12 protein-coding genes are annotated in these 14390 nt (G+C 61.8%); 6 read left to right on the forward strand and 6 right to left on the reverse strand.

Annotation, left to right across the window (positions count from 1 at the left end):
- Nucleotides 1-65: 65 nt before the first annotated feature.
- Entirely contained in the window at nt 66-3089 is a 3024-nt protein-coding gene (locus tag M2352_RS02930) for an RNA-directed DNA polymerase (RefSeq protein ID WP_264663012.1), read from the reverse strand.
- Nucleotides 3090-3687: 598 nt separating this feature from the next.
- Here M2352_RS02930 and M2352_RS02935 point away from each other — a divergent pair.
- The 5 genes from M2352_RS02935 to M2352_RS02955 all read left to right on the forward strand — a co-directional run bounded on the left by M2352_RS02935 (nt 3688) and on the right by M2352_RS02955 (nt 8523).
- Nucleotides 3688-4275 (forward strand): DUF6932 family protein, encoded by a 588-nt coding sequence (locus M2352_RS02935; RefSeq protein ID WP_264663013.1) that lies wholly within the window; start codon nt 3688-3690, stop codon nt 4273-4275.
- On the forward strand, nt 4272-5198 hold the full coding sequence (locus M2352_RS02940) for a hypothetical protein (protein ID WP_264663014.1): 927 nt from the start codon (nt 4272-4274) through the stop codon (nt 5196-5198). Before M2352_RS02935 ends, M2352_RS02940 begins: the two co-directional genes overlap by 4 nt.
- A 78-nt stretch (nt 5199-5276) precedes the next feature.
- The gene (locus M2352_RS02945; RefSeq protein ID WP_264663015.1) at nt 5277-5948 is read left to right on the forward strand and encodes a recombinase family protein; all 672 of its coding nucleotides are present in this window, start codon (nt 5277-5279) and stop codon (nt 5946-5948) included.
- Nucleotides 5949-6541: 593 nt separating this feature from the next.
- Nucleotides 6542-7900 (forward strand): hypothetical protein, encoded by a 1359-nt coding sequence (locus tag M2352_RS02950; RefSeq protein WP_264663016.1) that lies wholly within the window; start codon nt 6542-6544, stop codon nt 7898-7900.
- A 398-nt stretch (nt 7901-8298) separates the two neighbouring features.
- A complete protein-coding gene (locus M2352_RS02955; protein WP_264663017.1) occupies nt 8299-8523 on the forward strand; it encodes a hypothetical protein in 225 nt (74 codons plus the stop codon).
- A 6-nt stretch (nt 8524-8529) separates the two neighbouring features.
- Here M2352_RS02955 and M2352_RS02960 read toward each other — a convergent pair whose 3' ends face one another.
- Together M2352_RS02960 and M2352_RS02965 are read right to left on the reverse strand one after the other, a co-directional pair.
- Complete coding sequence (locus tag M2352_RS02960; protein WP_264663018.1) at nt 8530-9684, reverse strand: ABC transporter permease; 1155 nt, start codon at nt 9682-9684, stop codon at nt 8530-8532.
- Complete coding sequence (locus M2352_RS02965; RefSeq protein ID WP_264663019.1) at nt 9681-10679, reverse strand: ABC transporter permease; 999 nt, start codon at nt 10677-10679, stop codon at nt 9681-9683. The genes M2352_RS02960 and M2352_RS02965 overlap by 4 nt, the downstream gene beginning before the upstream one ends.
- Before the next feature lie 220 nt (nt 10680-10899).
- Here M2352_RS02965 and M2352_RS02970 point away from each other — a divergent pair, with 220 nt between their 5' ends.
- On the forward strand, nt 10900-11553 hold the full coding sequence (locus tag M2352_RS02970; RefSeq protein WP_264663020.1) for a LolA family protein: 654 nt from the start codon (nt 10900-10902) through the stop codon (nt 11551-11553).
- Nucleotides 11554-11708: 155 nt separating this feature from the next.
- Here the strand turns inward: M2352_RS02970 and M2352_RS02975 are convergent, their stop codons facing one another.
- The 3 genes from M2352_RS02975 to M2352_RS02985 form a co-directional block, all read right to left on the reverse strand.
- Entirely contained in the window at nt 11709-12494 is a 786-nt protein-coding gene (locus M2352_RS02975; RefSeq protein ID WP_264663021.1) for a YcbK family protein, read from the reverse strand.
- Between the two features lie 145 nt (nt 12495-12639).
- Complete coding sequence (locus M2352_RS02980) at nt 12640-13497, reverse strand: class I SAM-dependent methyltransferase (protein WP_264663022.1); 858 nt, start codon at nt 13495-13497, stop codon at nt 12640-12642.
- Nucleotides 13494-14360: an MBL fold metallo-hydrolase gene (locus M2352_RS02985; RefSeq protein ID WP_264663023.1), complete on the reverse strand. Its 867-nt coding sequence runs from the start codon at nt 14358-14360 to the stop codon at nt 13494-13496. Before M2352_RS02985 ends, M2352_RS02980 begins: the two co-directional genes overlap by 4 nt.
- Nucleotides 14361-14390 lie beyond the last annotated feature (30 nt).

The following is a 14390-nucleotide window of genomic DNA, read 5'->3' on the forward strand; positions in this document are numbered from 1 at the left end:
CTTGCCGGCCAACCATTTCAGTTCGAGCAGACGTATGGCCGACTCTAGATTGAGTATCACTCATTCTACTCTGCTGTTGGCAGGGCCTTGCGGTTATAATTAATTTCAAATCCATCGGGCACAGGCTTGAATGGTTTGCCGGGCGAACGATGGCTACTCTGAAACTGGCGCAGGGCGTGAACATCGATCTGACCAATCACGCAGTAATCTGTAATGCCACCCTTGACACGCAGCACATCACGCTTCCAGCTGTCTTTGAACGGCGCGCGAATACGACTGTCGCCATACTGCCGATCATTACACTGGATGACGTAGGCATGTATGTCTAGCGCAGCAGACTCTACTAGTGCGTTGAAGGTTTCAGTGTCTTGGTTCCATTCCGGCACAAACAGCGCATCGACCTGACCACGCAAGGCAGCGCGGTAGCTTATGTTGGTCAGTTCACTGCACACCAATAGGGCAAATCGAAAGTCCCCATGCTGGATGATGGGCGGGATTTTCCAGACTTTATCCGGTTTCATTTCCATCCCAGCCACGCGTTGTAGCTCTAATTCTTCATGTAAGGCTGGATGTTGCTTATCTTGGCGATAGATCATAAACGATGGAAAGCCCAAGCCAACATGTGATAAGGACGCCCAAACCTGATTACGCACTCGTGACTTGCCTGCATGCAGATATTCGATACCAGTGATCAGAGAAATCCCCCGCCCTTGCAGCTTGCGGGCAATGCGGATAAACCAGTGCGCTGGCAGCGCCAGTTCCGGCAGAATGAAATAGCGGCTATGCTGAGGGTGGGCAATCACGCCATCCAACAATCGGTTTAGCCGAGCATACCGATCGATATCCGGATCAGGTGAGCTGGTAACGGCTGCAGCCCAGCTATCAAGGTGCGTCTTCCAGCTGGATACTGCAATACTGTATTGAGGTGTTTTGCCGTCTGGGATTTGCAAAACACCATGTTTATCGAAGCACGGCATCTTCTCGTTGAGTTTGAAGCCGCGCAAAGCCAGCACCACAGCGCGCATGGAGGCCAGACCGTGCTCGGTATAGCTTTCTTTGTTCACAATGAACAACTCGGCTATATTGAAAGGGCGCGTAGCAAAAAGCAGCCCATGCGGCAACCCCTTGAGCCTAAGCCATTGAGTAAGTTGCCGAATACCCTCCAGTACGGTGTCCGGCAGTAGGTCAACTGCTTCGCCGCATATGGCGACAGTCTTTTTTGCTGGAATACCGCGTTGAGCTACCATCTCAGTTGGCAGACCGACAAAACGGAATGGCATGTGTGCCAGATCGAATGAAAACCACTGTGCCTGATCTCTTTGAAGATCTTTGGCTGACAAAGGCCAAGATTGAATATTATTTGATCCGAATGCAGGACTGTATCTTTCCATGTGCTCCTGCCAAGATTGCGCTCCTATCTTGGACAGGCGAGGAGGAAACGCGGCAGTGATACTTTCCCGGACAGTGGTAAAAAGCTGCCGTTGCCAACAATCAATTATCTCCGCGTCAGGTGGCGTATTGTTCGCCAAGCAGGCTTTAATGCTGACAGTGCAATGTTCTTTGATTTGCTTATGGAGATAGCCAAGTGCATCGATAATTTTCCGCAGATCACAGAAGTCTTCGCAGGCGGTTGCCAAGCGGATCACGCGCGACAGGTAAACAGCCAGATCGAAAAATTGCGGCAATACCAAAACATGTTGAGTGAAAGCGCGAAAGAAGGCTCGACGATGATCCCTCCATGCATCAGGCAGCAAGTCGCGTTCATATGCTTCAAGGTCGCGTAACCTGATAGCGAAACCCGCCCGGCGCATGGTTAGCGCGTCGGCTTTGCGTAGGTTGTCGGCAGCTTCCCCATCGCTTTGTGTAGCAGCAAGCAGATCCGTGCCAACATAGCTTGCAGATCGCGGCAATTGGGGCATGGCTCGCCACTCGCTAGCGCGCTCATAGATCTGATGGTCAATGGCATCCACCAACGCCTTACCCGGCTCGCCGGCCAACATGAACACCTTATTCTTAGTATTAGAAAAATGGATCTGGCTCTCGCTCGCACCTTGTTGGAAATAAACGGGTTGGAAGGCGATTTCCTTCTTCTCTTCTGGATTGGCCCAGGCAAGTTTTCCATCTGAGCGGCTAAACAGCCATTCCCACGGCTCGGCTGTGGAACGGAAGCTGGCACCGTTCTCCATGACCAGTAGAATGTCATCTACGTAGCGGCCATAATACAATGGTACCACTTGCCGCTCGACGACACGATCCAGTTCGAGCAGCGCCACGTTCGCGACTATAGCAGAGGCTGGAAGTCCCACCGGAAGTCCTCTCTTCAGGGGGGTACCCGCCGCCCATACCTGAAGTGCCCGCACAAAGAGACGATTGAGCTTAACTTGCTCATCGGTGAGTTCTAGGTCTAGAATATTCTTTACAAAGCTTTGATCAAGCATGAATCCTGGGTTAAGTTCATGATAAAATGAGCAGACGTCGGCTGTAATCGCAATAATTTTTTTCCCTGCATCCAACGCAGTGCGCATGGACTTAATGCCGTTGTCACGCCAATCACGAAATGGCTTTAGGTAAGGAGTAAAAGAGCCCAGTGATAGCGGATTAATGTGTTTGCCATCCTGCGTACGGCGTAACCTGTTACCATAGGCACAGTCCGTTAGCTTGGCATCGAACAGGTGGCCGACTTCCATCATCCACAGCGTGGATAAAACATGAAAATCGAGACTACACTCGGCCATTACTCTAAACTCAGCGTTAGGTTTTGAAGGCTTTTTCTGCTCGGCAAGCAAAGAGCAGGTATGTTTCCATTTCTCTGCAGGAGACGAGAAGATTAACCCATTTCCATGTAGCTCTTGAGGGTACTTTTTGCCGGACACATCCACGGATTTTGGGGACAGTGTCCACGTGCCGATGAATTCTGGAGACTCAATCCAGGATTCATCACTTCCGTTGATCATGTCCAGCAACCTAAAGATGTTTTCACGAATATTTTTCTCGTATTCCCAGATCTTATGCAAGGAAGGATTGGAAGAATAGTAAAGGTCAGCTTTAGCTTTCCTATATGACAGGCCCATATTATTTATGGTAATCATTGAATCCAATCGCTTTCTTAGTAAAAATTGTGTATTAGATGCGTTATATTAGCCATTTCGGGAAGTTGCGATTCCGAATTGGCATCAAATATGCGATAGTTCCCCACCTTAATCAATCATGATGATATATGTGTAGCTGTTCAGCATTCCAGCCTAATAGCTTCGTGCCCGGATTGTTATGGTCCGCGACGGCGAGTCGGTTCATACCGGTCTCAGCGGAGTGTCCGCTTACAGATGTTCAAAGGGGACAATCGAATGACCAGTTTGGGTCACCAACCGCCCTTTGGGTCGGCGCATCTTGTCGCAAAGTTAGCTCTAATGCATCATATGCTCTATAGTACAATCAGTGGCTCTCATGATGAGTCGTGGTCGGTGTACCGAAAACCCCTCCGCGTTTGCCGACGTCGAACCCAGCAAAACCGCCGTTTTCAGCACTCCACCCGCCCTGTTCGGTAAACACTTGATTGCCGTACTGGGCGGGTGAGGCTTCCGGGTTCCGGTTGATGCACCAGAGCGCGCCGGGGTATCTTCCATTCACGTTATTGGGGGAGGCTACTTCCCAACAGCCGGAAGCGGCCCGCCCCTCCACGGAACTTGGATGCCGAACACCGCCATGAGTTTTGCCACCATCCCCGCTTGGACCGCCCAGGGTGTCTTGCCGCCGATCAACCCGGCGAATCCGGTCAGCAGCGTGGATCGGTCGCCCTATGTCGTCTCGCTGCCCGACATCGTGTTGCGCTTCAACACATCGCCCGAGAGGCGGGCAATCGTGGATGGGTTCCTGCGCTACCGGGCGGCCCTGCACACCGTGGGGCTGATCATGGGGTTCCAGTGGCTCGACGGCAGTTTTATGGAGGATGTGGAGACCCTTGAGGGGCGGCCCCCTCGGGACATTGATGTCGTGACCTTCTACCAGCTTCCGACCGGCACCAGCCAAGTCGATGTCCTGAAGCGGAATCCGGTGCTGTTCGACCATGACAGCGTGAAGTCCACGTACCATGTCGATGGATACAGCGTGAGCCTCGGAACGCCACCCAGCCGGCTGGTGCGGCAGAGTGCCTATTGGTACGGAGTGTGGTCGCACCGCCGGAACGACCGCTGGAAAGGCTTCCTCGAAATCGGGCTGGCCCCCGACCAGGACGCCGAAGCGTTGGCGAACCTGAATGCGTCTGGAGAACCGTCATGATCGGTCAGGAAAGCCGGTTGCACCATGCCGCGGAATTGTCTGCTCTACGGAAGATGCTGGCCGAAATCCCTGAAGAGGATGTCATTGACCGACTGAGCCTTGAGGCCCGGCTGAAGTCGCTGGAGGGTCAAGCAGGGGCTTTCGCCATCGCCGATGGTATGCCGATGCCTGCCAAAGCCCGCCTGACGTTCCGGGGCAAGCCCGTGATCGGCAGTCACGGCATCCTTGCCGACTTCGGCTCGACCGCCGTCAGCCGTTTTACCGATGCCGTTGCCGCTGTCGCCGCGTCGTTCTCCGGCCCCCTGTCGTCGATGGGACCGATCCCCAATCGCGGGCAGCACCAACTTCTCATCACCAGCACCGCCGTCGGATCGTTCGGGTTCGAGCTTGAGGAGCATCGAACCGGCCTTCCCCTGGAGGAAAGCTCCCCCATCGAAAACGCCCTGGAGCAGACCCAGGCCCTTCTGCAAGGCACGCTCGGCAGCGACGATGATCTGGCCGATACCGTGGTCGGGGCCGACCCCCGCGCGCTCGGCTGCGTCCGGTCGTTTCTGCAAGCCATGGCGGATGCCGAAGCGACCTGCACGTTCGAGTTCAAGGATCGCGCGTTCCGGTTCACCGACGTGGGACAGGTGCGGCGGAGCCTCGACCGGCTCAGCCAGGACAACTTGCATGAATCCGACGAATGGTTGACCGGGGAATTGCAGGGGGTTCTGCCAACACGCCGGACCTTCGAATTCCAAGTGTCCGGGCGCTCGGATGTCATCGCCGGCAAGATCGCCTCGTCGATTACCGATACAAAGGCACTCCAGGGATACGTTGACAGGGCGAGCCGTATCCATGTCGCGGTGACGCGGGTCGGCTCGGGGCGCCCGCGTTACGTGCTGTTGGCCGAACCGGAGCCTTTGGAGGTAGACGGCTGATCTCATAGGTGGCACAGCTCTAGGAAAAATCAATCATTTATTGTATAATATGGCGTGTTCACCCTTCGGAGCATCGCCATGACCAGCGCCAAGCGGCGCGCGGGAGAGCCGCCGCGCGCCCGATTCGCCCGCCCCGCCGCCGGCCGCCGGGCCGCGTTATACCTGCGGGTGAGCACCTGCAGCCAGACCACCGATAACCAGCGCCTCGAACTGATCACCATTGCCGAGCGCTGTGGCTGGGCCATCGTCGCCGTGTACGAGGACACCGGCGTCAGCGGTGCCAAGGGCCGCGACAAGCGCCCCCAGTTCGACGCCCTGTGCCGCGACGCGACCCGTCGCCGTTTCGATGTCGTCATGGCTTGGTCGGTGGACCGGCTAGGCCGCAGCCTGCAAGACCTCGTAGCTTTCCTCGGCGACCTGCACGGCTGCGGTGTCGATCTCTACCTGCATCAGCAGGGGATCGACACCACCACTCCAAGCGGCAAGGCAATGTTCCAGATGCTGGGGGTGTTCGCCGAGTTCGAACGGGCAATGATCCGAGAGCGGGTGCACGCCGGACTGTCGCGGGCGCGACAGCAAGGTAAGCGGCTCGGGCGCCCTCAAACCGCTGGCCGGACCGAAGCCGCCATCCTCGCCGACTTGCAGGCGGGTACCATCGGCATACGCAAGATCGCCGCCAAGCACGGTGTCGGGGTGAGCGTCGTTCAGCGGATTAAGGCAGGAAGTCAGGAAGTTTCCGAGGGGCAATGAATCGCTTGACACCCCATGTTCAAACGACATCAGCTTGGGACAAATTTGGGACAGCAGGGCAGGGAAAACCGGGGACATCAGGGGACGTGACGGGATGCCCTGAAGCTCGTTACTAACTTGATATTAATATTAAAACTGAAGTCCATCAACATCTTGCCAAACAGCCATCCCTCAGCTTCCCAAGCTTACGACGAGGGTTCGATTCCCTTCACCCGCTCCAAGCGCGCTTTCCGCTGCATGTTCGTCCTTATATTCCGCAGCGTTGATCCCAGCCTGTCTCGATTATTCAACCGCACCGTTTCGGATCACCGGACGGCATGGATGTCCATGCCAAGCGTGGCCCCCTTCTCTTGGATAGCCGCAACGCTCAGTATTCAGAAAATTATTATCTGAAATAAAATGGTAACGCCATACGTTTATAGGAAATTTCTATTGTATGGCCCAAATCAATACATACATTTGGGTGAACAATGCTGATACCAACGCCTTTAAAAAGAGCTTTGGCCATTGTTGCTTTTGCTCTTCCATGCAACACCCTTCCCAGCATCGCGCAAGATACGGCAGCACTGCCGTCGAATCTGCCAAAGTACTGCATGACGGGGGCAAACGAACCCTGTCCTGTCTTACCAACGACCTTTCAAATTCCCGGCCTCGACTACACAGGTCTGGATGCCAACCAGACCCAGTTCGACAATTTTTCCTGGCAGCTTTTCGTTGCGCTGAACTGGCCGGCAGACAAGAACGGACAGCCCGTCGGCACGCTGGCCCAAGGCAGCAGCGCCAAGCGCGTGTGGGAGTACTTCCCAACCACCGATGAGGTCTTTGGGAGCAACAACGGCGGCGGGTGTACCAGCCATGATCTGCCGACCTTCTCCAGCATCGCCAAAAGCGGCTCCCTGACCCAGGCCGCCAGCCAATCGCCCGGCACCGAGGCGATGCTGACCGCCTTGGGCACCCAGACCGGCAAGATCCTGCAGGCGACCGGCCAGCCCCTGATCGACCGCAACGGCAACTATGTCCTGTACGACATCCGCGTGTCGGTGGACGAAAAGACCTATATTCAGAACAACGGCCTGACCACCCAGGCCGGCCAGGAGAAATACGGCAAGGACATCGTTTTCCCCGCCGCGGACGAAAAGAAGATCGGGGCGCTTGAAATCAAGACCTCGTGGCGCATCCTGCCGGAACCGGACAGCGGCTATTACACCATCAAGGCCCAGATCAGCCTGGGCGCCAATGAAACGGAAAACGGCAAGCCGGCCTGCCTGCCCGTGACTCTGGGGCTGGTGGGCATGCACATCATGGCCAAACCGTCGGCGGGGTACGACGTCAACAGCTGGACCTGGAGCACCATCGAGCACAGGAGCAACGCCCCGCTCGCCACCGGCGCACCCCAGCCGGTGGACGGGAATCATCCGGTGCCGTCCGTGCCCTGTTCGGCGGTTGCCCCCACCTCCACGGCCTTTTCCTTCTACAACCCCTCCTGCACCAGCGGCGGCAAGGCCTGCCCGCTCAACACCCCGCCGGCGAAGCCCGCGGGCGGGTACAAATGGAACACGTCCGGCCCGCCCTATGCCCCCGCCAGCCTGCTTTACGACGGCAAGTACGGCACGCAGGCGGCGCGCTGCTGGGCGGTTTTCCAGCCGACCGACGCCCTGAACACGCTGTGGGCAGCCAAGCTGGAGGCGGTCGATCCCGCCGGTCCATGGAAGAACTATTTCGTGGTGTCCACCCAATGGGTGTCCACCCAGGTTCACGGCAATCATCTGACCTTTGATCAGCGCATGGTGCCGCGCTACCTGTCCAACGTCACCATGGAGACCTACATCCAGCCGGACGGGTCGTGCATGTCCTGCCACAAGGGGGCACCGGACCTGGCGAAGAAGGACGCCAATTTCAGCTTCTTCCTGCTGAACGGCGCTCCGGGCACGGGGGCACCGGCCAAACCCTGATCCGGGGCCGCGCATTCCACGCAAACGCGCCGGGGCCGCCCCCCGGCGCGTCCCGGAGGGAAGCCGCCGCGGGGATCACAGACCCGCACGGGGGGCGGGATCATCCGGCCGCGCCAGCCGTCAACGGTGTCGGCGGGGATGCCGCCCTGGGTGATCCGAAACGACGTCAGGTTGGGATGGGTCAGCACTGGGAGGGGGCATCGTTTCCGGCCGATGTTGAGCCGCTTTGAACAGGCTTCTGACGCCCCGGAACGGTGGGGAGCATTGCTCAAAATACATCGACATGTATGGACGGACCAGCCATCAAGGCTGTTCATGCGAAGCAATGGGAAAAGAACCTGTGATGTTTGTGCAGAAGTGGAGCTACGACGCAGAACAACCTGGGCAATGCTCTGCGGGTGCTTGCGAAGAAAAAGCGTGATGCGGCGGCGGCGCAGGATGCCGTCAATGCCTGTGAACAAGCACTTGCGGTGTTCACCGAGGCTAAGGCCTCCTATTACATCAGCGTGGCCACCCAAGACCTCACTCGCGCCCGCGCACTTCTTGCCCCCCTCACTGCGGAAAAAGATGGGATGCAAGGGCCGCTGGCCCTTGCTGGGGGTGTCGGGGGCGAACGCCCCTGACAAATCCTACCGATACGGGTCCGCCGCGTCCCGCAGCCCGTCGCCCAGGAAATTAAACGCCAGCACCGTCACGATCACCGGGATCACCGGCAGCATCAGCCACGGATAGAGCGCCACCACATTGATGTTCTGGGCCTCGGTCAGCAGCACGCCCCAGCTGGTGATGGGCGGGCGCAGGCCCAAGCCCAGGAACGACAGCGCCGTTTCGCCCAAAATCATCCCCGGAATCGACAGGGTCGCCGAGGCGATCAGGTGGCTCATGAAGCTGGGCAGCAGGTGGCGGCGGATGATGCGGGCGGGTCTGGCCCCCATCAGTTGGGCGGCGGTGCAGAAATCCTCCTCCCGCAAGGCCAGCAGCTTGGAACGGACAGCACGGGCCAGCCCGGTCCAATCCAGCAGACCCAGGATCACCGTGATGCCGAAATAGACGAAGATCGGGTTCCAGTTGGCCGGCAGCGCCGCCGACAGCGCCATCCACAGCGGCAGTTCGGGGAACGAGCGGATGATCTCGATCAGGCGCTGGATCACCGTGTCGGTCCAGCCGCCGTAATAGCCGGCGATGCCGCCGATGGTGATGCCCAGCAGAAAGCTGATGGCAATCCCGAACAGCCCCACCGTCAGGGAAATGCGCGTGCCGTAGAGGATGCGCGACAGCATGTCCCGCCCCAGCCGGTCGGTGCCCAGCAGGAACAGCGTGCCCCCCGGTGCGGCACAGGCCAGATGCACATCGGTGTCCACCAGCCCCCAGAAGGAATAGGCATCGCCGCGGCAGAGGAAGCGGATGGGCTGCACCGCCGTGGTGTCCGGCTCGTACTCCCGCTTCAGCGTGTCCATGTTGAGCTGGTAGCGGTGGCCGTAGACGAAGGGACCGACGAACCGCCCCTCGTGGAACAGGTGCACGGCCTGCGGCGGCGCGTGGATGAAACGGGTGTGGCGGGTATCGACGGCGTAGGGGGCCAGGAATTCCGCAATCAGGATGGAGGCGTAGAGCGCCAGCAGGATCACGCCCGAGGCCACCGCCAGACGGTGGCGCTTCAGCTTGCGCCACACCATCCGCCACTGGGACGCCATGTAATAGCGTTCCTGCTCGGGCGTCAGGCGGTCGGCAGCGTCGGGGGACCAGGGTGCCTCGGAAACGGTGTGAGCCAGACGCTCAGTCATTTCGCCGCCCCTCCGGTCAGGCGGATGCGCGGGTCCAGCGCGGCCAGCGCCAGATCGGACAAAAACACCCCCACCACCGTCAGCACCGCCAGGAACATCAGGAACGACCCGGCAAGGTACATGTCCTGGCTTTTCAGCGCGTCCAGCAGCATCGGGCCGGTGGTGGGCAGCGACATCACCACCGACACCACCGCCGCCCCCGACACCACCTGCGGCAGCAGGTTGCCGATGTCGGAGATGAAGGGGTTCAGCGCCATGCGCAGCGGGTATTTCAGCAGGGCGCGGCCCGGCGGCAGCCCCTTGGCCCGCGCGGTGACCACATAAGGCTTGTGCAACTCGTCCAGCAGGTTGGCGCGCAGGCGGCGGATCATGGCGGCGGTGCCGGCGGTGCCGATCACGATCACCGGTATCCACAGGTGCGCCAGCACGCTGCCCAGCTTGGCCCACGACCACGGCGCGTCCATGTATTGCGGGTCCATAAGCCCGCCGATGGAGGTGCCGAACCACACGTTGGCCAGATACAGCAACACCAGCGCCAGCAGGAAATTGGGTGTCGCCAGCCCCAGAAAACCCAGCAGGGTCAACGTGTAATCCCCGGCGCTGTACTGGTGGGTGGCGGAATAGATGCCGATGGGGAACGACACGCCCCAGATGAAGATGATGGTCGCCACCGACACGATGATGGTCAGCCACAGCCGGTCGCCCACCACGTCGCGCACGGGCAGTTCGTATTCGAACGAGTACCCGAAATCCCCCCGCAGCATCCCGGCCACCCAGTACAGGTATTGCTGGTACATGGGGCGGTCGAGGCCATAGGTCTCCCGCAGCATGGCCAGCCGGCCCTGGTCCACCGATTCGCCCCGGCTCTGCATTTCCATGACCAGGGTGGACAGGTAATCGCCGGGGGGAAGCTGGATGATAATGAAGGTGATCAGGCTGATCGCCAGCAAGGTGGGGATCATGATGAGAAGGCGGCGGATCACATACCCCAGCATCACCGGCTCTCTTTCATCGAACGTCCATCCGAGAGGCCCTCTCCCCCGGGGAGAGGGGATTGCCCGCCGTTTCAAACCCACCCGGTTACCCTGACCCCTGCACGGGGGCCTGTCAACGCTGCCTCGCGCGATTATCCTTGTGAAAGCGGTTGCATCGGCGCGGCGGATGCCCCACTTCCACAGGCGCGCGCTTCCCTGCCCTCCCCAAGGATCAACGACCGTGCCAGCCCGTTCGACCGCCGCCGCCCTTGCCCTGCTCGGGGTTCTTCTTGCCGCCGGCCCGGCGCCCGCGGCCCCCCGCGCGCCTGCCGCCGCCACGCTCAGCCAGGAAGACCACGCCGACATCGGGCGGGTGGAGCAATACCTGAACGGCATCCACACCATGCAGTCCAAGTTCATCCAGGTGAACCCCAACGGACAGCAGATCTTCGGCACCTTCTCGCTGTCGCGGCCGGGCAAGATGCGGCTGGATTACGATCCGCCCATCAAGGACTTCATCGTCGCCGACGGGCTGTTCCTGTTCTATTGGGACGGCGAGATGCGCCAGCAGTCCAGCACCCCCATCGGCGCCTCGCTGGCCGATTTCATCCTGCGGCCCGACATCCGGCTGTCGGGGGATGTGACCGTCACCGACGTGACCCGCGGGTCCGGGGTGATGGAAATCACGGTGGTGGAAACCAAGGAGCCGGCCAAGGGCTCGCTGACCCTGGTGTTCGAGGACAAGCCGCTCCAGCTTCGCAAGTGGCGTGTGCTGGATGCCCAGGGGCAGGTGACCGAGGTCGGGCTGCTCAACCCGCGGGTCGGGCTGTCGCTGGACCGGGACATGTTCTATTTCAAGGAGCCGCAGCGGGAGCGGTTCGGGCACCAGAATTAGAGTGTGATCGGTTCAAACGGAATCGTTTGAAGCGTGAATCACACGGGAAAACCAAAAGCTTAGAGTCCTTCAGGTGCTTCAATAAGCACCTGAAGGACTCTAAAGGGGCGGCGCCCCTTTAACCCCGCCAAAGGCCGGGGGCCTTTGGGAACCCTCTATTTGGGCGCCTTGCCGCCGTTCATCTGCATCAGGACGAAGCGGACGTTCGCCATGTCCTCCGGCGAGAGGCCGTCCACCGTGTCGGGCTTTTTCTTGACGGGGGCGGAGACGCGGACCACCGGAGCAGCGGCGGCGGGAGGCGACGGGATGCGGGCCACCGCCGGGGGCGTGGTGCGCGGCGGGGACGGGGCGCGGGCCTCCACGATCGGGGCGTCCTCGTCGGGAGCGCGGAAGCCGGGGGGCACCTTCACCGCCCAGGTGCGGTAGGGGCCGGTGTCCACATGCACGTGCCCGGTGTGGGGATAGGCGGCGTACCCGCCCAGGCGCAGATTCTTCGCCGCATCGCCCACCTGCCGGGCGGAATAGCCGGCGATCATGAAATCCGCCGCCTGGCCGCGGATGTGATAGCTGTTGTCGGCCACATTGGCGTTGGTGCGGGCCAGCGTGGCGTTGGTGGACGGCGAGCGGTAGCCCGAGGTCAGCTTGATTTCCGTGTCGTCGGGCGCGCCCAGCGTCCGGCGCACCGCCACCAGATAGTCGATCAGCGCCGGATCGACCGCCGTTTCCTCGCCGCTGCGGCGGTCGCGGAACAGCCCGGCCAGCCGGCCCATCACGTCGGCGTCATAGCGGCCGTCGTGCCAATAGGTGCCGGCCACCCGCTCGCCGCTGCCGTAATGGCTGATGGCGATGAAGCGGGGGCCGCCGTCCATCACCGATGGGCCGGATGCACAGCCGCTGACGCCACAGCCCAGCAGAAGTGCCCACGCGGAGGCACGCACCATGTTCCGCATTCCGCCCCCCCGATTCCCCGGCCGGTTGCAGGTCATTTTCCATAGCACAGGAGACCATAGGACCGGCAGGAGGTTACAGGGCGTCCTTGAAGCGGCGTGTCAGAATTCCGCCCGCTGTGACGCTTGTGTCACGGAGCTAGACCAGGGCGGGTGCCGTCTTGCGCAGCCACAGGCTGGATTCCCTGGCCCCCGCCGGCAGCGGCAGGGTGCCGGCCACCCCGGCGGCGACCTCCGCCCCCAGGCGGGTGGCGGCATAGGCGCTGGCCCACAGCACCTCGAACCCGCCCGCCAGCAGCAGCGCCATCACCGCCTGCTGCTCGTTGTAGCCGCGCCAGGTCCAGGCGTCGGGATAGGGATCGGGCAGGAAGATATCATGGATGTGCACCAGCACCCCCGCCGGCAGCCGCGGCAGGATGCGGCCGATCACCACGTCCACGTCGGTGCCGGGCATCAGGATGTGGCTGGAATCCACGAACAGCACGTCGCCCGCGTCCAGGCCGGCAAAGGGCTCCTCGCCGGCCTCGTGCAGGGTGGCGGCGATGTGGCGGACCGGCAGGCCGTCCAGCCGGGCGCGGGGGAACGGGTCGATGCAGGTCAAGGTGCCCTGCCCGCCCCCATCACGCAGCCCCCGTGCCAGGAAACGGGTGGAATGGCCGCAGCCGATCTCCACGATGCGTTTCGGCGCCAGCCGGCGCACCAGGGCATAGGCCGCCGCCCCGTCCAGCCGGGGGAACCAGTCCTGCTGCCAGCGCGGGTCCGGCGGCTCGGCCCCGTCGAAGGCCCGCAGATCGGCGCCAAGCGCGGTCATGTCGTCCAGCAGGGCGGCAAAGCGCGGGCGGCAGCGCTCGAACAGCGCCTCGAACGCCGGATAGGGCGGCAGGGCGCCGGGCTCGGGCAGCGTGTCGGCGTAGCCGTAGGGGATGAAGAACCCCTGCCGCGCCGTTCCGTTGAGGGTGGCGAGGCCCTGGGCCAGGGCACGGGGGGGCAGGGTCACAGGCACAGTTCCATCCCTTCGGCGGCCACCAGGGTGCCGGGGCGCAGGGCGTGCGCCGCCGCCTGGATGGCGTCCAGCTCGTCGTCGGTGCGGGCGGGATCGTGGTGGAAGACCACCGCCCGCCCCACCCCGGCGGCGGCGGCGATGCGCAGGCATTCCTCCCACGTGGAATGGCCCCAGCCGATGCGGGCGGGAAATTCCGCGTCGGTGTAGGTGGCGTCGTACACCATCGCGTCGGCCCCGTGCACCAAGGCGGCCACGGCGCCGTCGGGCTGCCCCGGCGTGTGTTCGGTGTCGGTGACGATGCACAGGCTGCGTCCGGCGAACTCCACCCGGTAGCCCACCGCCCCGCCGGGATGGGCCAGGGGACCGGTGCGCACCGTCACCCCGGCGCACGGGTGCAGGACGTCCCCGGCGGCGAACGGGCGGAACACGCACCCCGCGCCGAACGCATCCGCGGGGCGGGGATAGACCGGTGCCGTCATCATGGCCCGCAGCACCCCCTCCGGGCTTTCGCCCGGCTCCAGATGCCCGGCCCACAGCCGGATGCGGCACCCCGCATCGAAAGCGGGCGCGAAGAACGGCAGACCGCACACGTGGTCCATGTGCGTGTGGGTCAGGAACAGGTCGAGATCCGCCGGCCCCGCCCCCGCCTGCCGCTCCGCCCGCAGCACGGCGTCCAGCCCGCGCAGGCCGGTGCCGGCGTCGAACACCAGACGCGCGGCCCCGCAGCGCACCTCGATGCACGCGGTGTTGCCGCCGTAACGGCAGGTGTCGGGTCCGGGAGACGCGATGCTGCCCCGCACCCCCCAGAAGCGGACGGTGAAAGGGGCGCCGGCGCCGGGGTCGGGACGGGCTGTCATGGGGCGGCATGTTGACCGCGGCACCGCTTC

The sequence above is a fragment of the Azospirillum fermentarium genome, from assembly GCF_025961205.1.
Lineage (GTDB): Bacteria > Pseudomonadota > Alphaproteobacteria > Azospirillales > Azospirillaceae > Azospirillum > Azospirillum fermentarium.

Excerpts from the sequence above, each read along its gene's own strand:
- M2352_RS02960 (WP_264663018.1), bottom strand. The coding sequence starts at position 9,684 with ATGACTGAGCGTCTGGCTCACACCGTTTCCGAGGCACCCTGGTCCCCC.
- M2352_RS02950 (WP_264663016.1), top strand. The coding sequence starts at position 6,542 with ATGACGGGGGCAAACGAACCCTGTCCTGTCTTACCAACGACCTTTCAA.
- M2352_RS02975 (WP_264663021.1), bottom strand. The coding sequence starts at position 12,494 with ATGGTGCGTGCCTCCGCGTGGGCACTTCTGCTGGGCTGTGGCGTCAGC.
- M2352_RS02965 (WP_264663019.1), bottom strand. The coding sequence starts at position 10,679 with ATGCTGGGGTATGTGATCCGCCGCCTTCTCATCATGATCCCCACCTTG.
- M2352_RS02930 (WP_264663012.1), bottom strand. The coding sequence starts at position 3,089 with ATGATTACCATAAATAATATGGGCCTGTCATATAGGAAAGCTAAAGCT.
- M2352_RS02935 (WP_264663013.1), top strand. The coding sequence starts at position 3,688 with ATGCCGAACACCGCCATGAGTTTTGCCACCATCCCCGCTTGGACCGCC.
- M2352_RS02985 (WP_264663023.1), bottom strand. The coding sequence starts at position 14,360 with ATGACAGCCCGTCCCGACCCCGGCGCCGGCGCCCCTTTCACCGTCCGC.
- M2352_RS02940 (WP_264663014.1), top strand. The coding sequence starts at position 4,272 with ATGATCGGTCAGGAAAGCCGGTTGCACCATGCCGCGGAATTGTCTGCT.
- M2352_RS02945 (WP_264663015.1), top strand. The coding sequence starts at position 5,277 with ATGACCAGCGCCAAGCGGCGCGCGGGAGAGCCGCCGCGCGCCCGATTC.